This is a genomic window from Photobacterium iliopiscarium (genome assembly GCF_003026395.1).
GTDB classification, from domain to species: Bacteria; Pseudomonadota; Gammaproteobacteria; order Enterobacterales; family Vibrionaceae; genus Photobacterium; species Photobacterium iliopiscarium.
In genome coordinates this window covers 56409-79063 of sequence record NZ_PYOO01000015.1, presented here as the reverse complement: position 1 = coordinate 79063, position 22655 = coordinate 56409, and the positions used below count along the sequence as shown (strand labels likewise).

Here is a 22655-nt window from a genome sequence, read left to right as displayed (position 1 = left end):
ACGTTTTTAGCGAGATCAATACAAATAGTGCTAGGCTTATTCATGGTATGGGCTCCTTTTTGGTTGACACTATAACTTTAGCTGACAATGTCAGTAAGGTGGGGAGTCCATACCATTGAGCTATCCGCGATCTACTCATCACGTGTTTGAGCATTAAAGATACCGATAAAAAATCAGCTAAAATAGCATTGAAAACAATAACTCTACAACGTGCTGATAATAGATTCCCTATCTCGTTCGTAACCTCACTGTAGGGAATGACGGCAGAGGATTAAGTCATAAATTAGCTTCGATTAGGAGGCTTAGCGGCCAGTCACGTCGGGAGTCGTGCTGATGTTCGGTATGGCAAGCCCAGTCCACTTCACATTATTAAAAAAACCTGAATCGAAAGATTCAGGTTTTTTTTCGTCTCTCTAAAAGTAAGATGATGCTGAATAGACACTACGGAGTGGTAGTTCAGTTGATTAACTTTTTATTGGGAAGCTTAGCTGCCTGTCACTACTATTATTTAATAGAAAATGGACGCGTTGATGCTCTGGTTGTAATGTTAGCGATGGCAAGTCCCGCCCTTTTTACATTATTGAAGAAACCTGAGTCGAAAGATTCAGGTTTTCAACGTTGTACATGATTAGATAAAATTGGATAGATGTAATAACCTCTCGATTTTTATTCGGCAGTGTTAGAATGGGTTTTTGATTTAGCACCCTATATAAAGGACTAAGTGATGAGCAGTTTGAATCACGATAATAATTATGCTGATAGTGATCAGTTGACTGAAATTGCTATTGCCTATTATCAAGAAGGTGCTACGCAAGAAGAAATATCACAACGTTTTGGGATGTCTCGTGCCAAAATTGGCCGTTTACTTCGTCGCGCACGAGAAGAAGGTGTGGTTGAGATTACGGTTAAATACCATCCGGTGTTTAGTGAAAAGCTTGAACAACAGTTAATTGAACGATTTAAGTTGAAGCGAGCGCTGATTGCGTTAGATCAACCTGATGATGAAACTCAACGTCAACAAGTTGCGAGCTTAGTTTCTGGTTATCTGGCGGCGACATTATCGGATGATATGGTGGTGGCGGTTGGGCAAGGACGAAATATTGCTTCAATAGCGAATCATGTTGGCGTTGTGCCACATCGGAATTGTCGTTTTGTGTGCGGGATTGGTGGTACGCATCGTTCTGGTAATGCGATTAATGCCGATCATATTTGTCGTCAACTTGCGAAAAAATATGATGGTATCAGTGAAACACTCTATGCACCGGCTTATGTTGAAGACATTATGGTTAAAGAGGCATTCATGAACAACGGTACGGTTAAAGAAACGTTGGATCGTGCCCGTCGCGCTGATGTCGCTTTAGTGGGTGTTGGTGATATGAATGAAAATAGCCATATGGTGAAATTAGGTTGGTTCACGCCTCAAGAAATAGTCGAAGCACGGATTCGAAAAGGGGTTGTGGGGGATATTGCTGGCTATGATTTTTTTGATAGCCAAGGTAAGCAAGCTGATACCATGATGAGCGATCGAGTGATTGGTTTAACTATGGATGAATTACGTCATATTCCGACAGTGGTAGTAACTGCGGCTGAAAACAGTAAAGCATTAGCCTTATTAGGTGCGTTGCGATCAGGCGTTGTAGATGTACTTGCAACCAGTGTTAGCAATGCATTGACGATTCTTAATCTTGATCAACAGATGAAATAGATGTTTATTTAATCATTTGATATATAAAAGAAACCGCTATCATAATTGAATGTAGATAGCGGTTGCGCATTATGCCTTAAAGCAATAAAATACAGATTCAAAATAAAGGAAGAACGTCGTATCCGGTGATGCGTCCGGATTTCAAATCCGGGTAGGGCTGCCAGCAGTCCTGGGTAGGTTCGACTCCTATGTTCTTCCGCCACTTCCCTGTTTTATCCTTAATCTTGTAATAAATCCTGATCTTTTAATTCGCGATAATTAAATTTACGCTTAGTAAAACCAATCTTATCAAAATACTCTAATAACTGAATCGCAACCTTACGTCCTAATTGACTGATATCTCGAAATTCTGCGGTTTCTAACTTTTGATGTTGAGCGGTATGTTGGCGTACGGCGGTTGCCATGTTTACTAGATAGTGATGACTGACATAGCGATCTTTCACTATGGCGGCAATATAACTTAATTGCGCTAATTTATAGCTGAGTTTACGTATATTCTCTTCATTCTCACCCATTTCTGCTGCAAGATCGCGTATCCACCATGGTTGAGAATGGGTTGCCATTAATTGCTCTATTTGATGCCAACAGTGTAATTCTGGCTGTGTTAGCTGTAATTGATGCGCCGCTAAATGTAGCCATCCTCGAGTATTTGCTAACAGTTGCTGGTTGAGTAATTGGTCGATAATCGCATTAAAAATAACCTGTGGCTGATTAAGTGCCACCATGCGGTATAACCGATCTTTACCAATACCAAGAGTATCTTGAGCTTGTTGATGATATTGCTCTAGTGTGGCGATAATGTGCTGTTGTAAATCCTGCTGATAACTGACATAACAAAGATAATCACCGTATTGGTTAATCGTCGTATTTGTTGCTAATAGGTGATTTATAACATCAGTTTTGCATTGATGCTGTTCAAGCAGTTGTTGGCGTGATTGGGGGGCATGTTGGAGCTTAAAGGCAATAATATCATTGAGCGAATTGAGACTTGCACGTTGATTAAGATACTCAAGTCGAAGCGGTGTTCGTTTGCCACGATTAGGCGGTAGTAAGTCAATCACCATCGCACTGCCAAGATTGATTTTCTGGGCGGGATCTCGCAGTAATAATCGGTCTTGTTCCGTTAAACACAATGGCGTATCAAGGGTGATTTCAGCAAGGGCAGTCTCACCTTGTGCTAATTGTTTATCTTCTAATAATGCAATGCGAGCTGTGGTGTGAGTTGCTGCATGGAAAACTTGAATATTTTGCCAGTGTTTAATCAAATGGTTGGCGGTTAATTTAACCGTGATCCGTTTGATTATGGTTGTTGGTGCTGTTTGTAATAACCAATCGCCACGGTTTAAGTTTGCTTTATCAATGTCACCACTAATATTAAGCGCAACCCGTTGGTTTGCCGTCGCAGATTCCGTTGCCTGTCCCTGAGCATGAATACTTTTTATTCGTACTATTTGTGGTTGGCTATGGCCTTTTTTAAGGTTGCTATGGCTAACTAAGCACAGGCTATCACCAACGTTAATTTGACCGTTTAACGCAGTTCCCGTTACGACTAAACCGGATCCTTTAACGTGAAAGGCGCGGTCGATAGCGAGTTTGAAATTTAGCGTATTATCATGTTGTTGTTCATTGTCAGCAAGATCAATCAGGTGTTGTTTAAGTTCATCAATACCGTTATTTGTGTGCGCAGAACAATGAAAAATAGTCGCTTGAGTAAAGCCATATTGAAACAATAATTGGCTTAATGTTGCTTCGAGTTGCTGTTGTTGCTCAACGGTTGTGAGGTCAGATTTTGTGATCACCACCGTTAGACTATCCATGGCGAGTAAGCGCAAAATAGTCAGGTGTTCATAGCTTTGCGGCATCATGCCTTCATCACCCGCCACAACCAGCATTGCATGATGGGCGGTGCCAACGCCTGCGAGCATATTGGATAGGAATTTTTCATGGCCAGGGACGTCAATAAAACCTAACCGTTGTGGTTGGTTAGATTTTGTTGAGTGATACGGCATAAACGCATAGCCTAAATCAATAGTCAGCCCGCGTTGTTGCTCTTCTGGTAGTCGATCGGCATTGATCCCAGTAAGGGCGTGTAATAGTTTTGTTTTACCATGATCGACATGGCCAGCTGTAACAATAATCATAGCGTTACTCTAGAGCGTTATTGAGCGAGAGGCAGTAAGAAAGGGTTGAAGCCGCTGCGATAGAATTCCATTTGACCTAGTTTTTGATCAAGTACCAGGGTCGCAAGATCATCAGCAATAGGATCTAATTGTGGGTTCTTCTCTAGTACCAACATTTTTAAATAGCTTTGACAATGGCCGCAGGTTTCAGCACGAACGCTATCTTCTAGTGATTCACTTTGTAATTGAATATTTTCGCCATCACCACATTGGGTACATTCAGCGCGTAGTCGATGCCATTCAGTTTCACATTGGCTGCAATGTAAGTAACGATGACCACTGCCTTGAATTAAACTGGCTACAGGTGCACCGCCACAAAGTGGACAATGTGATTGTTTGGTATTTGCTTCTGGCTGCCACTCTAATTGGGTATTAGTCACAATTAAGCTCATTAGCGTATTGATGCAACCCCAAAGAATAATCGCAATATCGGCAGGTACGCGCTCTGGTTGATTTTGCTGTAAAGCATGAAAGTAATGCTGCAATGTTTGTTGATCAATTTGACTCAGATTATCGATAACTTTAACGATATCATCGCTAACAATTGGGCGTAGCGCTGAGGTTAACTGGGTTAACATTGGGTCTAAAATTGCTTGCCAAGAACTGTCGATCTCAATCGGCCAGACTAAGGTTTTATCCTGTAGTTGCTGTTGGACTGCGCTATCAAACGTTTCAACCAAATGCAGTTGTTGTTGTACGATTTGACCCGCTAATAAGAGATAATCTGCCATAAAAGAATCTTGTGCCAACTGACGTAAACGCGCAGCGCGGGCATGAAAAATGGTTGCAGGGTTACCAATAATTAACGGTTTAAAACCATCACTTTTTTGCTTAATAATAGTGTCTTTATCTAAAATTTTAACGCTCATGCAGGTATCCAATTATAAGAATACCAACCCCAGTAAACCGAGGTTGGTATAGAAATAAAGAATGGATAAACAACGCGGTTTATCCATTCAAGAGCTTGTTGTTAGTGTTGGTCTTTGTTGTTAGATAACGAACGGAACCAGCGTGGGTGATGTTTCTTAGCCCAAGCGGGAGAAACTTTACCTTCTAACATGCCATCAATTGAGCCTTTTACCCAATAGGCCATGTAAACATGAACAATTAAGCTTAAAGCAAATACAAGGGCGGTAATTGAGTGCACAATTAAAGCGATACGTATGATATCAATGCTGAAATAAGCAGAGAAATAAGCGCGCCATGCAATCAGACCCGTTATTAGCAACAAGACGCCACAGGCAATAAATTGACGCAGAAGCATTTTTTGTCCCGCGTTATATTGACCAGCTTCTGGTACGTTTTCTTCATTTTCAGTGAGTACGTCTTTTACTTTTAGCATCCATTGGAGATCACCTTTTTCAAAGTGGTTATGGCTCCAATAACGACAGACTAAGAAGCATAAGCCAACGGTCATTACAATCGCACCAAATGGGTGCAAAATACGTGCAAGTTGTGGCGAACCATAGACATAGCTAAGGAAGTGTAATGGGGCAAACATAAAAGATAAGCCAGACAATAAAGTCCAGATACCTGTTAATGCAACCGTCCAGTGCACAACACGATCTAAAGGTTTATGACGTAAAATTGTTTTATTCAAACTCATTTCTCATCTCCTTCATCTTCCGAAACACGACTACGACCAACCGTTACACGGTGAATAGCAGCAAGGGCTAAAGTACCGACTAAACCAACAGCAGCAAGTGGCTTGAGATCATCTTTCCATAATTTCACTGTTTCGCTGATTTTAGGATCTTTAGGCAGATCATAACGTTCAGGATCAGTGATATCGTGTAGAACATAAATCACATGCGTACCGCCAACACCTTGTGGGTTGTAGACACCTGCTTTTTTATGACCTTTAGCTTGCAATGCGGCAACACGTTGATTGGCATACTCAAGAATTTCTTCACGAGGACCAAAACGTAATGCACCTGTTGGACAGGTTTTTGCACATGATGGCACTTGACCTGCCTGAAGGCGATCAAGACATAACGTACATTTGTAAACGCGGTTATCTACCGGGTTCATACGCGGAATATCAAATGGGCAGCCTACGATACAGTAACCGCAACCAACACATTTTTCCGAGTTGAAATCGACAACGCCATTTTCATATTGCACGATAGCGCCAGGTTCTGGGCACGCTTTTAAACAGCCAGGATCAGAACAGTGCATGCAACTATGTTTGCTAAAGAGCCACTTGAACTTATTATCTTCTTCAATTTCTTTGAAGTGGATAGTGGTCCACGTTTCAGCAGTAGTATTCGGCGGATTTTGGTAAGAGCCTTCAAAAGTGCCGACTTTACCGCGTAAATTATTCCACTCGCTACACGCATCCATACAGCCTTTACAGCCAGTACAACAAGTCACATCGATTAACTTAGTCACTTGCATTTGACGTTCACGCGCATCCGGTGATGGAGTAAGCGACGACGTAGCAGAACTACGAATGATATTCTGTGATTCCATACCCATGGCTTACTTCACCTTCTCTACGTTAACCAAAAATGCCTTGTATTCAGGTGTTTGTGAGTTAGCGTCACCCACACATGGCGATAACGTATTCGCAAGGTAACCTGGCTTGGTATCACCCTCGTAACCCCAGTGAATTGGAATGCCGACAGTGTGAACCGCTTGGCCATTAACATGCAGTGGCGTAATACGTTTCGAGACATAAGCTTTAGCGACAATAGAGCCACGCTTAGAAGTTACTCGAATCATATCGGCATTCTTAATGCCTTTTTCTTCTGCAAGACCAACACCAATCTCTACAAATTGTTCAGGCTGTAATACAGCATTAAAATGAGAGTGACTGGTCCATGTATGGAAGTGTTCAGTTAAGCGATAAGTGGTGCCCACGAATGGGTAATCCTCTTTGGTGCCTAACTGAGCGGCATCATCTTTAAATAAACGTGCCGCTGGGTTTGAAATCACATTTTTATGTAATGGGTTAGTACCAATCGGTGTTTCAAACGGTTCGTAGTGCTCAGGGAACGGACCCTCAGCCATTTTATCAAGAGCAAACAGACGACCTACGCCTTCAGGTTGCATGATAAATGGGCTCGCATTTTTTGATGGTGGTAATTTAGCATTAAAGTCAGGTACATCTGGGCCAACCCATTTGTCACCATTCCACTCAACCAAGATACGTGATTTATCCCATGGGCTACCATCAGGATGTGTTGATGCACGGTTGTACAATACACGACGGTTTGCAGGCCATGCCCATGCCCAGTCAGGCGTAAGACCTAAACCAGAAGGATCGCTGTTATCACGACGCGCAGTTTGGTTACCTGCTTCTGTCCAACTACCGGTGTATAACCAGCAAGCAGAATTGGTTGAACCATCCGCTTTTAGTTTGCTAAAGCTAGAGAGCTGCTTACCGTTAGCATCTTTACCGTTAAGTTCTTGGCATAGCTCTTTGGTGTTTGGTGCCGCAGGGATCGCATAGTTCCAATCAAGTGATAGGATAGGATCAGGATATGTGCCGCCCTCTTGTTGATACATATCGCGCATCTTCAAGAAAATACCCGCTAGAATCTCAGCATCACCTTTTGCTTCTCCTGGCATATCGGCTGCTTTCCAGTGCCACTGTAACCAGCGCGCTGAACTTACGATAGTGCCATCTTCTTCAGCAAAACATGCACAAGGTAAACGGAACACTTCAGTGTCAATGCTTGCAGTATCCACTTCATTAACGTTGGGTTTATTTTGCCAGAACGTAGAAGTTTCAGTGACAAGAGGATCGATAACCACTAAGTATTTCAACTTAGATAAAGAGTCTAATGTCTTTTGTTTGTTAGACATTGAAGCGACAGGGTTGAAACCTTGACAGATATAGCCATTCATTTCGCCTTTGTTCATCATTTCGAACACGCGCAACATGTCGTAGCTTTGATCCCATTTTGGCATCATATCGTAGCCAAAGTTATTTTCAGCAGTCGCACTTTTGCCGTAGAAAGACTTCAGTAATGATACGAAGAATGCAGGGTAATGCTGCCAGTAGTTGGTTTGATCTGCTTCAAGTGCCGCTGGAGTGTGGTGCTTAAGGTGAGTCGCTAAATCAATATCTTTGTCTGATGGCAGTTTTAAGTAACCCGGCAGGCTTTGTGCTAATAAACCAAGGTCAGTAATACCTTGAATATTAGAGTGACCACGCAGGGCGTTAACGCCGCCGCCAGCCATACCCATATTACCAAGTAGTAACTGGATCATTGCCATACAACGGATATTTTCAGCGCCTTTAGAGTGCTGAGTCCAGCCTGTTGCATACAAGATAGTGGCAACACGGTTATCCGCCGCGGTACTACCTAGTGCTTTACAGACGTGATCAAACATATCAATCGGCGTGCCGGTGATATTAGCAACAACATCAGGTGTGTAGCGAGATACGTGATCTTTAAGTAAGTTCCATACACAACGAGGATGTTGTAATGATTCATCTTTTAATGCATAGCCTTGATCGTCAAGTTGGTAGAACCAAGTGCTACGATCATATTGACGTTTCTCAGCATCATAGCCAGAGAACAGACCATCGTGGAATGCATAGTCGTCACGCACAATAAAGCTAGCGTTGGTGTATGCTTTAACATACTCATGATTCACTTGGCTGCTTGCCATTAGGTAACGAATCGCACCTAAAAGGAAAGCAATATCAGCACCAGAACGGATCGGTGCATAGTGATCAGCTACTGCTGCTGTACGCGTGAAACGTGGATCAACCACGATAATTTCAGCGTTATTATTTTTTTGAGCTTCAATCGCCCAGCGGAAACCTACAGGGTGTGCTTCTGCTGCGTTACCGCCCATAACAAGAATCAGGTTGGCATTTTTGATATCAACCCAGTTGTTGGTCATCGCGCCGCGGCCAAATGTTGGAGCAAGACTTGCTACCGTTGGACCGTGTCAAACACGCGCTTGAGTATCTACAGGAACGATGCCTAAACCACGGGCAAATTTCTGAGTTAACCAACCATTTTCATTACTTTCCGCTGAGGCACAAAGCATGCCTGTTGTTAGCCAGCGGTTAACGGTGGTGCCTTCGTCATTGGTTTTCACCAAGTTAGCATCACGGTCTTGTTTCATGAGTTTAGATATACGGCTGAAGGCTTCGTCCCATGTTAGACGCTGCCATTTATCTGAGCCAGGAGCGCGGTATTCTGGGAATTTCAAACGTTGTTCGCTGTTAACAAAACCAGCTAGGCCCGCACCTTTAGGACATAATGCACCACGGCTTACTGGATGATCGGGATCACCTTCAACGTGGAACACTTTTTGTTTAATATTACCGCCAGTAGCACCTGTGCTGTATAGCAATGTGCCACAGCCAACTGAACAATAAGAACACGTATTACGCGTTTCTTTGGCTGCGGTTAATTTAAATTCACGGGCTTGTGCCCATGCTTTTTGTGAAACTGTGGCAAGCGAAGCAATTGTTGTTGTTGCTACTGCCCCCGCGCACAATTTAAATAATTGACGTCTACTTATATTCAATCTCAAAAGACCTTATTAGAAATAAAGAAGAGGGTGAAATCTAAGATGTTATTATATGGGTGAATATAAAGTCGTCAAATTTTGCTATTAGAGATGTAATTATAAAAAACAGGGTAGTAAATTAAATAATATAAATAACTATTTAAATGCCATTAATAACTAATGACGGTTAATGGTGTGAGGATAGTGATTTCAATCGAAATTACTGTAGGCTTATTATGTAGTAATAATCATTGTCATTTGCTTATGTTGCTATTGTATTATATCTGTTCATGTTTCATTTTTAATGGTAAATATATTTCTATAATGTGTGACAAATGAACCTATTACTTTTTAATTGAATTTAAGGCAGGGTTATAAATGGTTTCTTTGCTTTTATGTTCTTATATGAAGCTAAAAAAATAATAGTAGCAAGTTATATTTTGTATATTTTACATTTAAAAACAAATTGTTATGGTTTTCCCTGCGTTTTTTGTTAATAGGTGTTGAGTGTTTTTTTGCTAGGTGAATAACGAAATAGTGTTAATGAGCGATAAAATAACGAGAGAAGCCAATAATTATCTTCATTAAGCTGAAATCTTAAGTGTCATATTTGGTAAATAAAGCGGTCATTTAATCGGCAATATTTGGATAAGTATTTTAATAATAAGCTGTTATTTTATAAAATAAAGTCAATTAAAAAATGGAAAATCCTTGTGTAATATTTTAAAAATAAACGGTGATCTTTATTTGTTTCTTTATAACCTATCAAATTATTTAAAAATAAAAAGTGAATGACGTTAAGGGAATTTGAATAGACGTTATTTCCTTCATGGTGAGAAATTAAAATAGTGGTAGATTTTATAGTGGATGAATTTTGCATCGTTACAAGGTTGCGTTATCATTGTATGACAGTAAATAAAAAGGAAGAGTTAATGTGTTAAGGACGATAATGACGGGTTTAATGCTCGCGTGTATAAGTCAGAGCGTAATGGCAACACCATGGGAAAAAGTAACCACGCCAAGTCAGGGTGATTCAAGTTCTATTGGTTCATACGCTAATGGCTGTCTTGCTGGTGGTGAGCGTTTACCGCTGCAAGGTGATGGCTACCAAGTAATACGTTCTGAGCGTGGGCGTTATTATGGTAATAGTGAAATGATTGTTTTTTTGCAGCAATTGATGAAGCAATCACAGCAACTAAAAATTGGTAATGTATTGGTGGGTGATATTGCAATGCCGCGTGGTGGTCGTTTTGCTTCGGGTCATGCGAGTCATCAAACCGGGCTTGATGCTGATATTTGGTTACGTATACCGGAAAAACCATTATCACAACAAGCACTAAAAACAGTTTCAGCACTGCCGATGGTCGATGTTAAAAATTATAAAATCATCGAAAAAAACTGGGGTATAAAGCAAGCACAGTTAATTCAACTTGCTGCCAGTGATGATCGCGTTGCTCGTATTTTTGTCCATCCGGTGATCAAACAACAGTTATGTAAAACGCAGTGGAAACAACGTGATTGGCTGCGTAAAGTGCGACCTTGGTTTGGACATTATTACCATTTTCATGTGCGGTTAAAGTGCCCAGAAGGAAGTACTACCTGTGAGACACAAGCACCACCGCCAGCAGGTGATGGTTGTGGTACTGAACTTGCTTCATGGTCGCCAAATTATAAAGCACCCGTGAAAACTGAGCCTGTTATAAAAGTAAAACCTAAGCCAAAACCGGTAAAAGTATTACCTCCTATGTGTGCGATGGTTTTAAAAAGTTAGTTTTTTGATGGCGATATAGATCGATCATCAAATAAAAAAGCGCCGCCCAGTTAACTGAGCGGCGCTTTTTTTAGAGGGTTTATTACTGAGGACTAAGCAAGGCCTTGCAGCGTGACAAACTTATCAAGCAGTTCATCATCTGATTCAATATGCTCAGGATCAGTAATAATGCAATTGGTGATAGGACAAACAGATTGACACGTCGGCTTATCATAATGCCCTTTACATTCTGTGCAGCGATCAGGATTAATTTCGTAAAATTCATCCCCCATGGTGATTGCTTCATTGGGGCATTCAGGATCACACATATCACAGTTAATGCATTTAGTTGTAATGAGCAGTGCCATCGTGCTTATTTACCGTCTTTAGGTGCGTGTGGGTTACGGGTATCTTCACCGTTACTCAAATTACGCATCAATAAACCAAAACTTAGATCCATATCTGATGGCATCGGAATAAACACAAAGTGGCCATTACCTTTAGCATCATCAATCACTTCTGATTTACGGTTTTCCATTGTTTCAAGTTTGAAGACAACGTTACCTTGTGGTGTCATTACTTCTAGGCTATCACCGACAATGAACTTGTTCTTTACTTCAACTTCAGCAAGGTCGCCACGGCGTTTACCTGTAAATTCACCGACAAATTGTTGGCTATCTGAAATTGAGTAACCGTAATCATAATTTTGGTAAGCATCATGGGTATGACGACGAAGGAAACCTTCAGTGTAACCACGGTGCGCTAGGCTTTCTAATGTGCCTAGTAGTGAATCGTCAAATGGCTTACCAGCAACCGCATCATCAATCGCTTTACGGTAAACTTGCGCAGTACGTGCACAGTAATAGAAAGACTTAGTACGGCCTTCAATTTTCAATGAATGTACGCCCATTTTAGTTAGACGCTCAACATGTTGTACTGCACGAAGATCTTTAGAGTTCATGATGTAAGTACCATGCTCATCTTCAAATGCCGCCATTTTTTCTTCAGGACGGTGAGATTCGCTTAGTAATACAACATCATCAATAGGCTTACCAAGACCTAATGTATTATTTGGACGCTCTTCAATTTCTTGAATTTGGATGGCATCTTGAACTTCAACGATTTGACCTGAATCGTTCTCAACTGCTTTTTCTACTTTGTATTCCCAACGGCATGAGTTAGTGCATGTGCCTTGGTTTGGGTCGCGTTTGTTGATGTAGCCAGATAACAAACAACGGCCAGAATACGCCATGCAAAGTGCACCATGAACAAAGATTTCTAGCTCTGTATCAGGACAGTGTTCACGAATTTCTTCGATTTCTTCTAGTGATAACTCACGAGAAAGAATGACACGCTCAACACCCTGAGTTGACCAAAATTTAACGGTCGCCCAGTTAACAGCATTAGCTTGTACTGATAGGTGAATGACTACTTCAGGAAATGCTTCACGAACCATCATGATCAAACCAGGATCTGACATGATAAGTGCGTCAGGGCCCATCTCTACAATCGGCTTTAAGTCACGAATAAAGGTTTTAAGCTTAGAGTTATGTGGTTGAATATTACAAACCACATACAGCTTTTTACCTTGTGCGTGTGCTTCATCGATACCAATTTTCAGGTTATCTAGATTGAATTCATTGTTACGAACGCGAAGGCTGTAACGAGGTTGGCCTGCATAGACAGCATCTGCACCATAAGCAAAGGCGTAACGCATGTTTTTAAGGCTACCGGCTGGAGATAGTAATTCTGGTTTAAACATTGTTTAGTTCTCTTAGATGTCTGATTCCAAATCAGCCTATAACACCTAGTGCTATAGGGAGGAGGCGAGATTCTACTTTTTTCATTCCCACATTGCCAATTTTCTTGAAAATAATGATTATCCACGGCAATTGATATCGGTATAGAAATAAATTTAGCGCTATTCTCAGTGGTAATCGTTAAAAATAATCTATTAATTAATGTACTAAAATACATACTTAGTATGCATTAAATACATTAGTTATATTTTAGGGCAACATGTGCTAACTGTTTGCACAATGTTGCTACTAGTTAATGATGGCATATTAAGAAGGTATATATGATAGGGCAAGATATTGGTGGGTTGGTTATCCATTTGTTTTCTACATTTGGAAATATGGTTTGGCAAATTTTTTGGCCATTAGCATTCGGCTTAATGTTGTCGTCATGGATTCGTAATTTATTACCCGTATCGAGTGTAGTAAAACATTTAGGTAAAACGACCGTAGTGAGTCTTGGCTTTACTACCTTTTTAGGCATGGTGTCGTCATCATGTTCATATGCTGCGGCGTCACTATCTCATACGTTACTGACTAAAAAAGCGACGGTTGCTAATGCAATGGCATTTTTAGTTTCAAGCACTAACTTGATTATAGAAATGTTCATTGTCTTAGTTGCGTTGATGGGCTGGACGTTTTTCTGGGGTGAAGTCATTGGTGGTTTAATTTTAATTGCGACCGCTGGATTTTTATTTAGTCGATTTTATCCAAAAGATGTTGAACAAGAGTTACGCCAACATCTTTTAGACGCCCAACCGCAAAAAGCAAGTTGCGGTATGGATATGTCTGAAATGAGCGGTGATCACAGTGATTGCGGCATGGACATGTCTAAGATGAAAGCTGACGACAGTGATTGTGGCATGGACATGTCTAAGATGAAAGCTGATGACAGCGACTGCGGCATGGATATGTCGAAGATGAAAGCTGACGACAGTGACTGCGGCATGGATATGTCGAAGATGAAAGCTGATGACAGCGATTGCGGTATGGACATGTCGAAGATGAAAGCTGACGACAGTGACTGCGGCATGGACATGTCGAAGATGAAAGCTGACGACAGTGATTGCGGCATGGATATGTCTAAGATGAAAGCTGATGACAGCGACTGCGGCATGGATATGTCTAAGATGAAAGCTGACGACAGTGATTGCGGCATGGACATGTCTAAGATGAAAGCTGACGACAGTGATTGCGGCATGGACATGTCTAAGATGAAGTCTGATGACAGTGACTGTGGCATGGACATGTCAAGCATGAAGTCTGGCGATCATTCTGCAATGAAGATGAATATGGCGGCTGAGCCTCAATCTGCCACCATGGAAAAAATCACCAAGTCTGCGGGTTTCTTCCAAATGGATATTGCCATGATTGGTAAAGAAATCCTGATCGGGGTGGTGGTATCTTCCATTTTAATTGCATTAATGCCTCAAGATGGTTGGCGCGATCTGTTTATTAGTAATGATGCTGGCTTACCTGTGTGGTTACATTCTTTCTTAGATGTGATCATTGGTATTTTTGTGGCAATGGTTGCGTATGTTTGTTCTGTGGGTAATCTGATTTTAGCGGCAGCATTGTGGCATGGTGGTATTTCATTTGGTGGCGTGATTGGTTTCATTTTATCGGATGTGTTAACCATTCCAATGATCCGTGTTTACCAAAAATACTACGGTAAACGTCCAACGAAATGGATGGTTGGGTTGTTATTCGTTTCTATTTTGTTTACAGGTTTGTGTGTTGATGCGATCTTTAATGGCTTTGGTTGGGTTACAACTGACCAAACAGCACGTGCATTAAATCAATCAGGCTTTGGTTTGAACTTCACCACCGTGATGAACCTTATCTTTATTCCTGTTTCTATTTGGTATTACCGTTTAGGTAAAAAAGCCAATGCAAGTATGGGAATGAGTATGTAACGCAGATAGACGTTTATAACGAACAGTTTATCAGTAAGTAGCAAAAGAGCCGTCATGTGCTAACACGTGACGGCTCTTTTTGTTATTCAAGCAATGCTTATATGACTTAAAGCCACATGCCGAAAACCGAGAAATTAACCTTTGTTTTCTAAGCCGCCGATAACATCAAATAGGTTGGGTAAAAATGCAGAGAACTCGCCGCCCATTAATGACAGGTCAGCATCAATGCGCTGTGCCATATCTTCACGGTCGATATCTTCGTTTTGATCTTTTAATTCATCAGAGAATTTAAGACGTTTAACGGTTAGATCATCCGCTAGAATGAAATCAATACGGTCTTGCCAATTAAGTGCCAGTTTAGTGACCACTTTATTCGCTTCAATGTGCGCTAAAATCTCATCACAATTTAAATCTTGCTGCTTACAACGGATCACGCCACCGTCTTCTTCAATCGCTTTAAATTCAGCTTCCTCACCAATAGTAAAACCTTGTGGTGATTGGTTGCTGCGAACCCATTCTGTTAGGGTTAATGCTAATGGTTTTTCAGGCACAACCGGAACAACAGGTAAGCTACCGATAGATTTACGTAATAATGCTAATACATCTTCAGCTTTTTTGTAGCTACCCGCATCAACCACAATGAAGCCTAATTTAGGCATGATTAACGCGTAAGTTTGGTGTTGACGACTGAATGCGCGTGGTAATAAATCCATCACGATTTCGTCTTTGAGGCTGTCTTTCTCAGTCTTTTTCAGTTTACGACCAAGATCTTTTTCCTGCATATCAATTTTGTTGTTCAATGATTCTTTGATCACTGATGCAGGCAGCATTTTTTCTTCTTTGCGCGCACAAATTAAAATATTGTCACCAGAAACATGGGTAAACATATCACCATGTTTGCCCAGTGCATGCGCCCAGCCAAACTTTTGAATGTCTTGGCTACCACAAGGTGTAAAGCGGAATTCTTCCAGCTGTTTTTCTATTTGGTCTGCATTTAAGTCAATCTCACGCGTAAAACGGTAAGTCAGTATATTTTTAAACCACATCATGCTAGTCACACTTCTTAGGGTAAACAGTTGGGGATCTATCTTAACCTAACCACCGAAAATTACTAAGTAGCGTTTGTGATTGTTGGTCGGATTGGCGATCACCAACCCTTATTCTAAAAAATATTATTCGTACTTTGTGGAGTAAGTCTCTTCATAAGTATGTGAGTACAGCTCAAACAAGTTACCAAAGGGATCTTCTAAATAAACCATTTGGGAGGTGTTGCTGTCATCTTCAGGGTGGTAGCGCATGATATCCATACGAACCTTACCGCCATATTGTTCAGTTCGAGCTATAACACCATGAAAATCATCAGTTTGAAGGCAGAAGTGAAAAATGCCGATGCGAGAGAAATCAACCTCATGACGCTGTTGACGGTCTTTCATTTCAAACAGCTCAAAGCCGATACCATCTTTGGTTAATAGATGGGCAATATTAAAGCCTTTAAAGCCCGCACCAAAAACTGCGATACACATGCGACCAATGGCAGTTTCACGCTCTTCGGTAACTTTGGTATTACCCATCACAATATCAAGACCCAGCGCTTTAGTATAAAACTCAACCGCGGTGTCCATGTCGCCAACCATTATACCGACGTGATTCATTTTCATAATTTACTCCAAATTAAGGTGATTAATTCGTAACTTTTCTCGATGGGGTAATACTATGCCAAGCCTTAAATAATATAAAATTATCAATATTTATTAAAATAATAATGTTTTGTTATGACGGTTGTTTATGAATCATCAAAACTCTGTGTAGTTGAGGGTTCACACGGTACAATCTGATGATTATTTCTGGCCTGGTAGTGTTATCCCATTATGAAAATTATCCATACCTCTGATTGGCATCTCGGCCATCAATTACATGGCTATAGCCGTGCAACGGAACATCAAGCATTTTTAGATTGGCTTGCTGATACCCTTGAGCAACAACAAGCGGATGCCTTATTAGTGGCAGGAGATATTTTTGATACTGCTAATCCAGCCGCCAGTGCATGGGAAATGTTGTATCGTTTCTTAGCCCGATTAGCGAAAACATTACCGAAGCTTGATGTGATAATGATCGGTGGCAACCATGATTCACCCAGTAAACTCGATGCGCCACAAGCGTTGTTAAAAGCGTTTAATTTGCATTTAGTTGGCGGTATTCATCGGCTAGATAATGGCGAATTAGATTGCGATCGAATGTTAGTACCATTAACCAATGCTGATGGTGAACAAGCGGCGTGGGTGCTCGCGGTGCCATTTTTACGCAGCGCTGATTTACGCACTGAAAATTTAGCTGAAACAGATGATCGCCTCATTAAAGGGGTTGAAGTGTTGTATGCTGAAATGACCGCCGTTGCTCGTGAGCGTAAACAACCTCAACAAGCATTAATCGGTATGGGTCACGCGTATATGGCGTCAGGAAAAATTTCTGAGATGTCAGAGCGACGGGTATTAGGGGGGAATCAGCATGCGCTACCGGCGACTATCTTTGCCGATGATGTTAGCTATGTTGCCCTTGGACATTTGCATTTAGCCCAAAAAGTTTCCAAGCAAGAACATGTGCGTTATTGCGGCTCACCGATTCCATTATCAATGGCTGAGCGTAATTATAGCCATCAAATCGTGGTGGTTGAATTAGACGGTACTGACGTTATTAATATTGAGCCAATCACCATTCCTCGAAGTGTTGATATGCTAAAAGTACCAACCAAACCTGCGCCATTAGATGAAGTATTAGTGGCACTTAAAGCGTTATCTGATGATGAGCTTCCTCGTGAGCAACAACCCTTTTTAGAGGTGCATGTACTGCTTGATAAACCGCAAGCTCTGTTACGTGAAAAAGTGTTGCAAGCATTAGAAGGTAAATCGGTACGGTTGGCTAAAATCACCCCGCATTATCAACACGTCGAACAGCAACAAGGCTTGCAGCACCAACGGTTATCTGAGGTGTCACCGCAACAAGTATTTTCTCTGAGTTGGAATAAAAAATACGATGGTGAACCTGATGCTGCGATGACTGCCGCTTTTGAAAGCTTATTAGTGCAAGTTGAAGAACAACAATAATAATAGAGAATAATAAAATGAAAATACTTGCACTGCGTGGTGAAAATTTAGCGAGTTTACAAACCAAATTTGAGATTGATTTTGCTGGTGGACGCTTAGGCGAAGCGGGCTTATTTGCGATCACGGGTAAAACAGGCGCGGGTAAATCAACTTTACTCGATGCGATTTGTTTAGCGTTATACGATCGTATTCCTCGTCTGCAATCTAATAAAAAAAATGATGCTGAAATCGGGCGTGATGATGACGATAATCGCATTAAAGCCAACGATGTGCGCAGTATTTTATCGCGCGGTAAAGCTGAGGGTTTTGCTGAGGTAGATTTTATTGCTAACGATGGTTCGCATTGGCGTACCCATTGGCAAGTGCGTCGTGCTCGTGGTCGTGCTGAAGGTAAAATGCAAGCCGCTGAACAATGGTTAGAGAATATTGAAACTGGGCAACGTTTTGCGGGTAAAAAACAAGAGTTACAAGCTGAAATAGAACGCTTAATTGGGTTGAGTTTTGATCAATTCCGCCGCGCAGTGATGTTACCTCAAGGTGAGTTTGCGGCATTTTTAAAAGCGGGTGCTGATGAACGTGCCACGTTACTTGAACGAATGACGGGCGGTGAAATTTACGGTCGGTTATCGATGGCGGCTTATAAGCGTTCGGCTGAGGAAAAACAAAAGCTGGCTCAGTTACAAGATAAGCTTGGTGATGTAGCATTATTAAGTGATGAACAAAAATTGGCATTAAATAGCCAGTTAGAGATTGTACGTCAGCAAGTTAATACTCAACAGCAACAGCTTGAGCAATTAAAACAGCATCAAGATGTCATGTTAACGACGTCAAAGTTACAACAGCGTATTGCAGAGGGTGAACAACAGTTACAGCAAGCTGAGTTCATTCAACAACAAGCAGCGCCGCGTTATATAGAGTTGCAACAATACGAACAAGCCTTGCCTGCCCGTGGTGATTTTACGTTATTAGCACAAGCTAAACAGCAAGTCAGTAAGTGGACGGCAACAGAGCAACAAAGTAGCGCTACCTTAAAAGAAAATCACCAACAGCAAGCGCAATTGCAAGCAAGTACTGAGCAATGCCAACAGTTACTGACTCAAAAACAACAGGCGTTTAATGCGCTAGAACCAAAATTAAAGCAAGCAGCCACCATTGAACAACAACGTCATGGCTTACAGTTGCAACGCGATGAGTTACAACTGCAAATTTCACAGTTAACCAACGCGTTAGCGCTTAACCGTGAGCAATTATTAAAGCAGCAACAGCAACAACAGACCTCACAACAACAGTATCAACAGCTGGTGGTTGAGTTAGAGACAACGCAAGCGGTGAAAGCATTAGCCGAACAGCATAACGCGATCAAAGATAACGTTAACCAATTTCAGCAAGCACAAACCGATATTGCTCAACTGCAAGCAGATATCAAACAACGTCAAATAACATTAACCACAATCACTCAACAACAAGCTGACTTAGAACAACAGCTGTCAGGTTTTGCGGCACAACAGCAACAGTTAACAGCACAAGTTGCTGCGCATGATCTTGTTCAATTAGAACAAATACAAGATCAACAACGTCAAGATTATAGTGCTTATCAGCAGTGTAATAGCCAATTAAAAGACAGTTTATATGGCTTAGATAAGTGGCATGGGCAGCTACAGCAACGTGATAAATTGCAGTTACAACAGCAGGCATTAGGGGTAACTATCACCAATAATCAGCACCGTTTAACCACACTAGCCCCTGAATTATTACAATTAGACGCGCAACATAAAGAAGTTGATCACCAATTGACTCAAAGTCGCGCGGTGATGAACCTAACTGATTATCGTGAGCAATTGATTGAGGGCGCAGCGTGTCCGTTATGTGGTGCGCTTGAACATCCATACCAGCAACATAATCCGCAAGTTGCCACCATTATTAGTCAGCAACAGCAGCGATTGCAGCAGCTAGCCCAACAATTGCAAAATGTTCATGCCGAGCAGCGTCAACTGACCCAAACCATCACGCAAGATCAACACACCCAAACCGAATTAGCGCAAGAGATTGATGGGCTTAATGCGAATATTCAAACATTAGTCAGTCAGCAACAATGTCATTGGTCTGATTTAATGGCGCTTGATCTTGATGCGATAACGTTGGCTGAAATTAGCTTATCGGCTGTCAGTGATGTGGCTCAATTGGCACATTATCAAGCCAATTGGTCACAAGCACAGGATGATGCGATAGCGAAAATGCAGACCATTAAAACCCAAGGCGAGCAGCGTAAAAAACTGATCACCGAGGTTAAACAGCAACAGCAACAATTACTGCAATTAGGTCATCAACAAGCTGAGCTCAAAGAAACCTACCATCAATTGTCGCAACAACAAACGCAAGCGCAAGAACAGCAAAAAGCGTTAGTGTCACAATGTGAAAGCCAACAAAAAGTCTACGAACAAAGACAACAAGCATTGAATGCAATTTACGGAAATGATGCGTGGCTAACAGTATTATCTCAGCAAGGTAAAAATAGTTTTATCGCCGAACTTGAGCAACAAATAGCACAATATCAAACCAATGTTAGCCAACAACAGCAACTTGAAAAACAGTTGGCTGAATTTGCTCCCGTATTAGCTCAGTTAATCAGTGGGGTTGAGCATAGCGAGCAGCAGTTACAGACGATGACCAATAAAGATCATCAATTAACGCAACAACAAACGCTATATTGGCAACAACGGCTTGATCTCATTGGTGATCAATCGTTAGATGTCATTGAACATAAAGCCAAAGCAGAGCTTGAATACCAGCAACAACAATTACAACAACAGCAAACTCTGCTTAATCAGTTAGCCGAAGCGATGGCGGCAAATGAAGCGCACCATCAACATGCTCAACAGCAATTGGTTGAAGCTAATCAAGCTCAGCAACAGTTACAACAAACATGGGGTAATTGGTTAGAAAAATTAGCCCTTACCGAAGCTGAATTGACCGCGTTATTGAGTAAAGATGATGCATGGTTGCAACAACAACGGGCTGAGCTTAAACAGATCGAACAGGCGTTATCTGCTTGCCAAACAGTATTAAAAGAGCGTCAACAAGCACATATTGATCATCAGCCAATGGTTGAATTAGCGACAGGTTGGTTTACTGCTCATGACATCAGCAATGATGCGAGCTCACAACAACAAATTATGGCTGAGTGGCAAACTCAAAAACAGCACAGTGATGATCAGGTGTTTCAATTACGTCAACAATTAGTCCATGCCGAGCAAGCGGAACAACAAGCAGGGGATTTACGCTCTGCGTTAGCGACACAACAAACCCAAACCGAACTCTGGCTACAAATGAATGAGTTAATCGGCTCTGCAACGGGCAATAAGTTCCGTACCTTGGCACAAGGGCTAACCTTACAACAATTGGTGTTAGCAGCGAACGAACATTTGCAAGATTTAGCCCCGCGTTATGCTTTGCAACCCGTTCCTGGTAGCCCATTAGCATTGCAAGTTATCGATCATGATATGGGCGATGAAGTCCGCAGTGTGGAATCGCTTTCTGGTGGCGAAAGTTTCTTGGTGTCGTTGTCGTTAGCATTAGCGTTAGCCTCACTTGCGGCTGATACGCGCCAGCTCGGTTCACTGTTTATTGATGAAGGTTTTGGTACGCTTGATCCTGATAGTTTAGAGATGGCATTAGCCTGCTTAGATGCTTTGCAAGCGGATGGGCGTCAGATTGGGGTTATCTCGCATGTTAGCACCTTAGTTGAGCGAATTGGCGTGCAAGTTGCGGTTGAAGCCATAGGCGGTGGACGTAGCCAAATCATCATAAAAGGGTAATTATATTGCCATTAAGTGTTGGGTTATTTTTGTTGTAGAATCAAATAGCAAACGTATTTTAAGCGATTGTTATTGATTCTATTAAAATCATCTTTATCTGAAAAAGTCACAAAAGTGTCATAATGAACACACATAATGATGCATGTCAGAGAAAACAAACGACTAGGTAGATTTTATTATGGCAAGACGGATTCTTGTAGTAGAAGACGAAGCACCGATTCGCGAAATGTTGTGTTTTGTCCTAGAGCAAAATGGATATCAAGCAATAGAAGCTGAAGATTACGATAGTGCATTAGAAAAAATGTGTGAGCCGTATCCTGAGTTGATCTTAATGGATTGGATGTTACCTGGAGGCTCTGGCATTAACTTGATTAAGCATTTCAAGCGTGATGAATTGACTCGCCAAATTCCAGTGGTGATGCTAACCGCCCGTGGTGAAGAAGAAGATAAAGTACGTGGTCTTGAAGTGGGTGCGGATGATTACATCACTAAACCGTTTTCACCTAAAGAGTTAATGGCACGTTTGAAAGCCGTTATGCGTCGCGCTTCACCAACGGCTTTAGATGATGTGATTGACGTTCAAGGATTGAAATTAGATCCCGTTTCACATCGCGTAACCTCAGCCGATGAGCCACTCGACATGGGGCCGACTGAGTTTAAGATGTTGCACTTTTTTATGACTCATCAAGAGCGCGTTTATAGCCGTGAGCAACTGTTGAACAATGTGTGGGGCACCAATGTTTACGTTGAAGATCGCACTGTTGATGTCCATATTCGTCGCTTACGTAAAGCACTTGAGAATGATGGTCACGATAAGATGATTCAAACGGTTCGTGGGGCGGGATACCGTTTTTCAACCCGCATGTAAATATTCCATTGTGCTTATCAGCCGTGGCAAACTCGTTACCTTCATT

At 41.6% G+C, this 22655-nt stretch carries 15 protein-coding genes and 1 tRNA gene; 7 read left to right on the top strand and 9 right to left on the bottom strand.

The features are described from left to right. The first annotated feature begins 724 nt into the window (after nucleotides 1-724). Both C9J51_RS16845 and C9J51_RS19540 read left to right on the top strand, forming a co-directional pair. Complete coding sequence (locus C9J51_RS16845; RefSeq protein WP_045037172.1) at nucleotides 725-1705, top strand: sugar-binding transcriptional regulator; 981 nt, start codon at nucleotides 725-727, stop codon at nucleotides 1703-1705. A 107-nt stretch (nucleotides 1706-1812) separates the two neighbouring features. Next, nucleotides 1813-1907, top strand: a tRNA-Sec gene (locus C9J51_RS19540). Nucleotides 1908-1923: 16 nt separating this feature from the next. On the opposite strand, the gene selB is transcribed toward C9J51_RS19540, so the two are convergent. The 5 genes from selB to fdnG all read right to left on the bottom strand — a co-directional run bounded on the left by selB (nucleotide 1924) and on the right by fdnG (nucleotide 9381). Next, on the bottom strand, nucleotides 1924-3846 hold the full coding sequence (gene selB / locus C9J51_RS16840) for a selenocysteine-specific translation elongation factor (RefSeq protein ID WP_045040911.1): 1923 nt from the start codon (nucleotides 3844-3846) through the stop codon (nucleotides 1924-1926). A gap of 17 nt (nucleotides 3847-3863) precedes the next feature. Continuing rightward, entirely contained in the window at nucleotides 3864-4754 is an 891-nt protein-coding gene (gene fdhE / locus C9J51_RS16835; RefSeq protein WP_045040912.1) for a formate dehydrogenase accessory protein FdhE, read from the bottom strand. Between the two features lie 101 nt (nucleotides 4755-4855). Then, nucleotides 4856-5491, bottom strand: a complete 636-nt coding sequence (locus tag C9J51_RS16830) for a formate dehydrogenase subunit gamma (RefSeq protein ID WP_045040913.1) — start codon at nucleotides 5489-5491, stop codon at nucleotides 4856-4858. Further along, nucleotides 5488-6363 carry a formate dehydrogenase subunit beta gene (gene fdxH / locus C9J51_RS16825; protein ID WP_045040914.1) on the bottom strand — a complete coding sequence of 292 codons (876 nt, stop codon included), beginning with the start codon at nucleotides 6361-6363 and terminating at the stop codon, nucleotides 5488-5490. The genes C9J51_RS16830 and fdxH overlap by 4 nt, the downstream gene beginning before the upstream one ends. Before the next feature lie 3 nt (nucleotides 6364-6366). After that, nucleotides 6367-9381 (bottom strand): formate dehydrogenase-N subunit alpha, encoded by a 3015-nt coding sequence (gene fdnG, locus C9J51_RS16820; RefSeq protein WP_146144941.1) that lies wholly within the window; start codon nucleotides 9379-9381, stop codon nucleotides 6367-6369. A gap of 931 nt (nucleotides 9382-10312) precedes the next feature. Between fdnG and mepA the strand changes: the two genes are divergently transcribed. Beyond that, complete coding sequence (mepA, locus tag C9J51_RS16810) at nucleotides 10313-11134, top strand: penicillin-insensitive murein endopeptidase (protein ID WP_045037165.1); 822 nt, start codon at nucleotides 10313-10315, stop codon at nucleotides 11132-11134. Nucleotides 11135-11226: 92 nt separating this feature from the next. Here the strand turns inward: mepA and C9J51_RS16805 are convergent, their stop codons facing one another. Both C9J51_RS16805 and trhP read right to left on the bottom strand, forming a co-directional pair. Then, nucleotides 11227-11481, bottom strand: a complete 255-nt coding sequence (locus tag C9J51_RS16805; RefSeq protein WP_045037164.1) for a YfhL family 4Fe-4S dicluster ferredoxin — start codon at nucleotides 11479-11481, stop codon at nucleotides 11227-11229. A 5-nt stretch (nucleotides 11482-11486) separates the two neighbouring features. Beyond that, complete coding sequence (gene trhP, locus C9J51_RS16800; protein ID WP_045037163.1) at nucleotides 11487-12875, bottom strand: prephenate-dependent tRNA uridine(34) hydroxylase TrhP; 1389 nt, start codon at nucleotides 12873-12875, stop codon at nucleotides 11487-11489. A gap of 318 nt (nucleotides 12876-13193) precedes the next feature. On the opposite strand from trhP, the gene C9J51_RS16795 reads away from it, so the two are divergent. Then, nucleotides 13194-14825, top strand: coding sequence for a permease (locus tag C9J51_RS16795; protein WP_107275251.1), 1632 nt, complete (start codon nucleotides 13194-13196; stop codon nucleotides 14823-14825). A 134-nt stretch (nucleotides 14826-14959) separates the two neighbouring features. Here C9J51_RS16795 and rdgC read toward each other — a convergent pair whose 3' ends face one another. Together rdgC and C9J51_RS16785 are read right to left on the bottom strand one after the other, a co-directional pair. After that, nucleotides 14960-15871, bottom strand: coding sequence for a recombination-associated protein RdgC (rdgC, locus tag C9J51_RS16790; RefSeq protein ID WP_181314830.1), 912 nt, complete (start codon nucleotides 15869-15871; stop codon nucleotides 14960-14962). Between the two features lie 126 nt (nucleotides 15872-15997). Further along, a complete protein-coding gene (locus C9J51_RS16785) occupies nucleotides 15998-16483 on the bottom strand; it encodes a VOC family protein (RefSeq protein WP_045037160.1) in 486 nt (161 codons plus the stop codon). Between the two features lie 210 nt (nucleotides 16484-16693). Here C9J51_RS16785 and C9J51_RS16780 point away from each other — a divergent pair, with 210 nt between their 5' ends. The 3 genes from C9J51_RS16780 (at nucleotide 16694) to phoB (ending at nucleotide 22609) form a co-directional block, all read left to right on the top strand. Further along, nucleotides 16694-17926 carry an exonuclease SbcCD subunit D C-terminal domain-containing protein gene (locus tag C9J51_RS16780; RefSeq protein WP_045040633.1) on the top strand — a complete coding sequence of 411 codons (1233 nt, stop codon included), beginning with the start codon at nucleotides 16694-16696 and terminating at the stop codon, nucleotides 17924-17926. 17 nt (nucleotides 17927-17943) lie between these two features. Then, the gene (locus C9J51_RS16775) at nucleotides 17944-21741 is read left to right on the top strand and encodes an AAA family ATPase (RefSeq protein ID WP_045040632.1); all 3798 of its coding nucleotides are present in this window, start codon (nucleotides 17944-17946) and stop codon (nucleotides 21739-21741) included. 178 nt (nucleotides 21742-21919) lie between these two features. Continuing rightward, nucleotides 21920-22609 carry a phosphate regulon transcriptional regulator PhoB gene (gene phoB / locus C9J51_RS16770; protein ID WP_045037157.1) on the top strand — a complete coding sequence of 230 codons (690 nt, stop codon included), beginning with the start codon at nucleotides 21920-21922 and terminating at the stop codon, nucleotides 22607-22609. The last annotated feature ends 46 nt before the right edge of the window (nucleotides 22610-22655 follow it).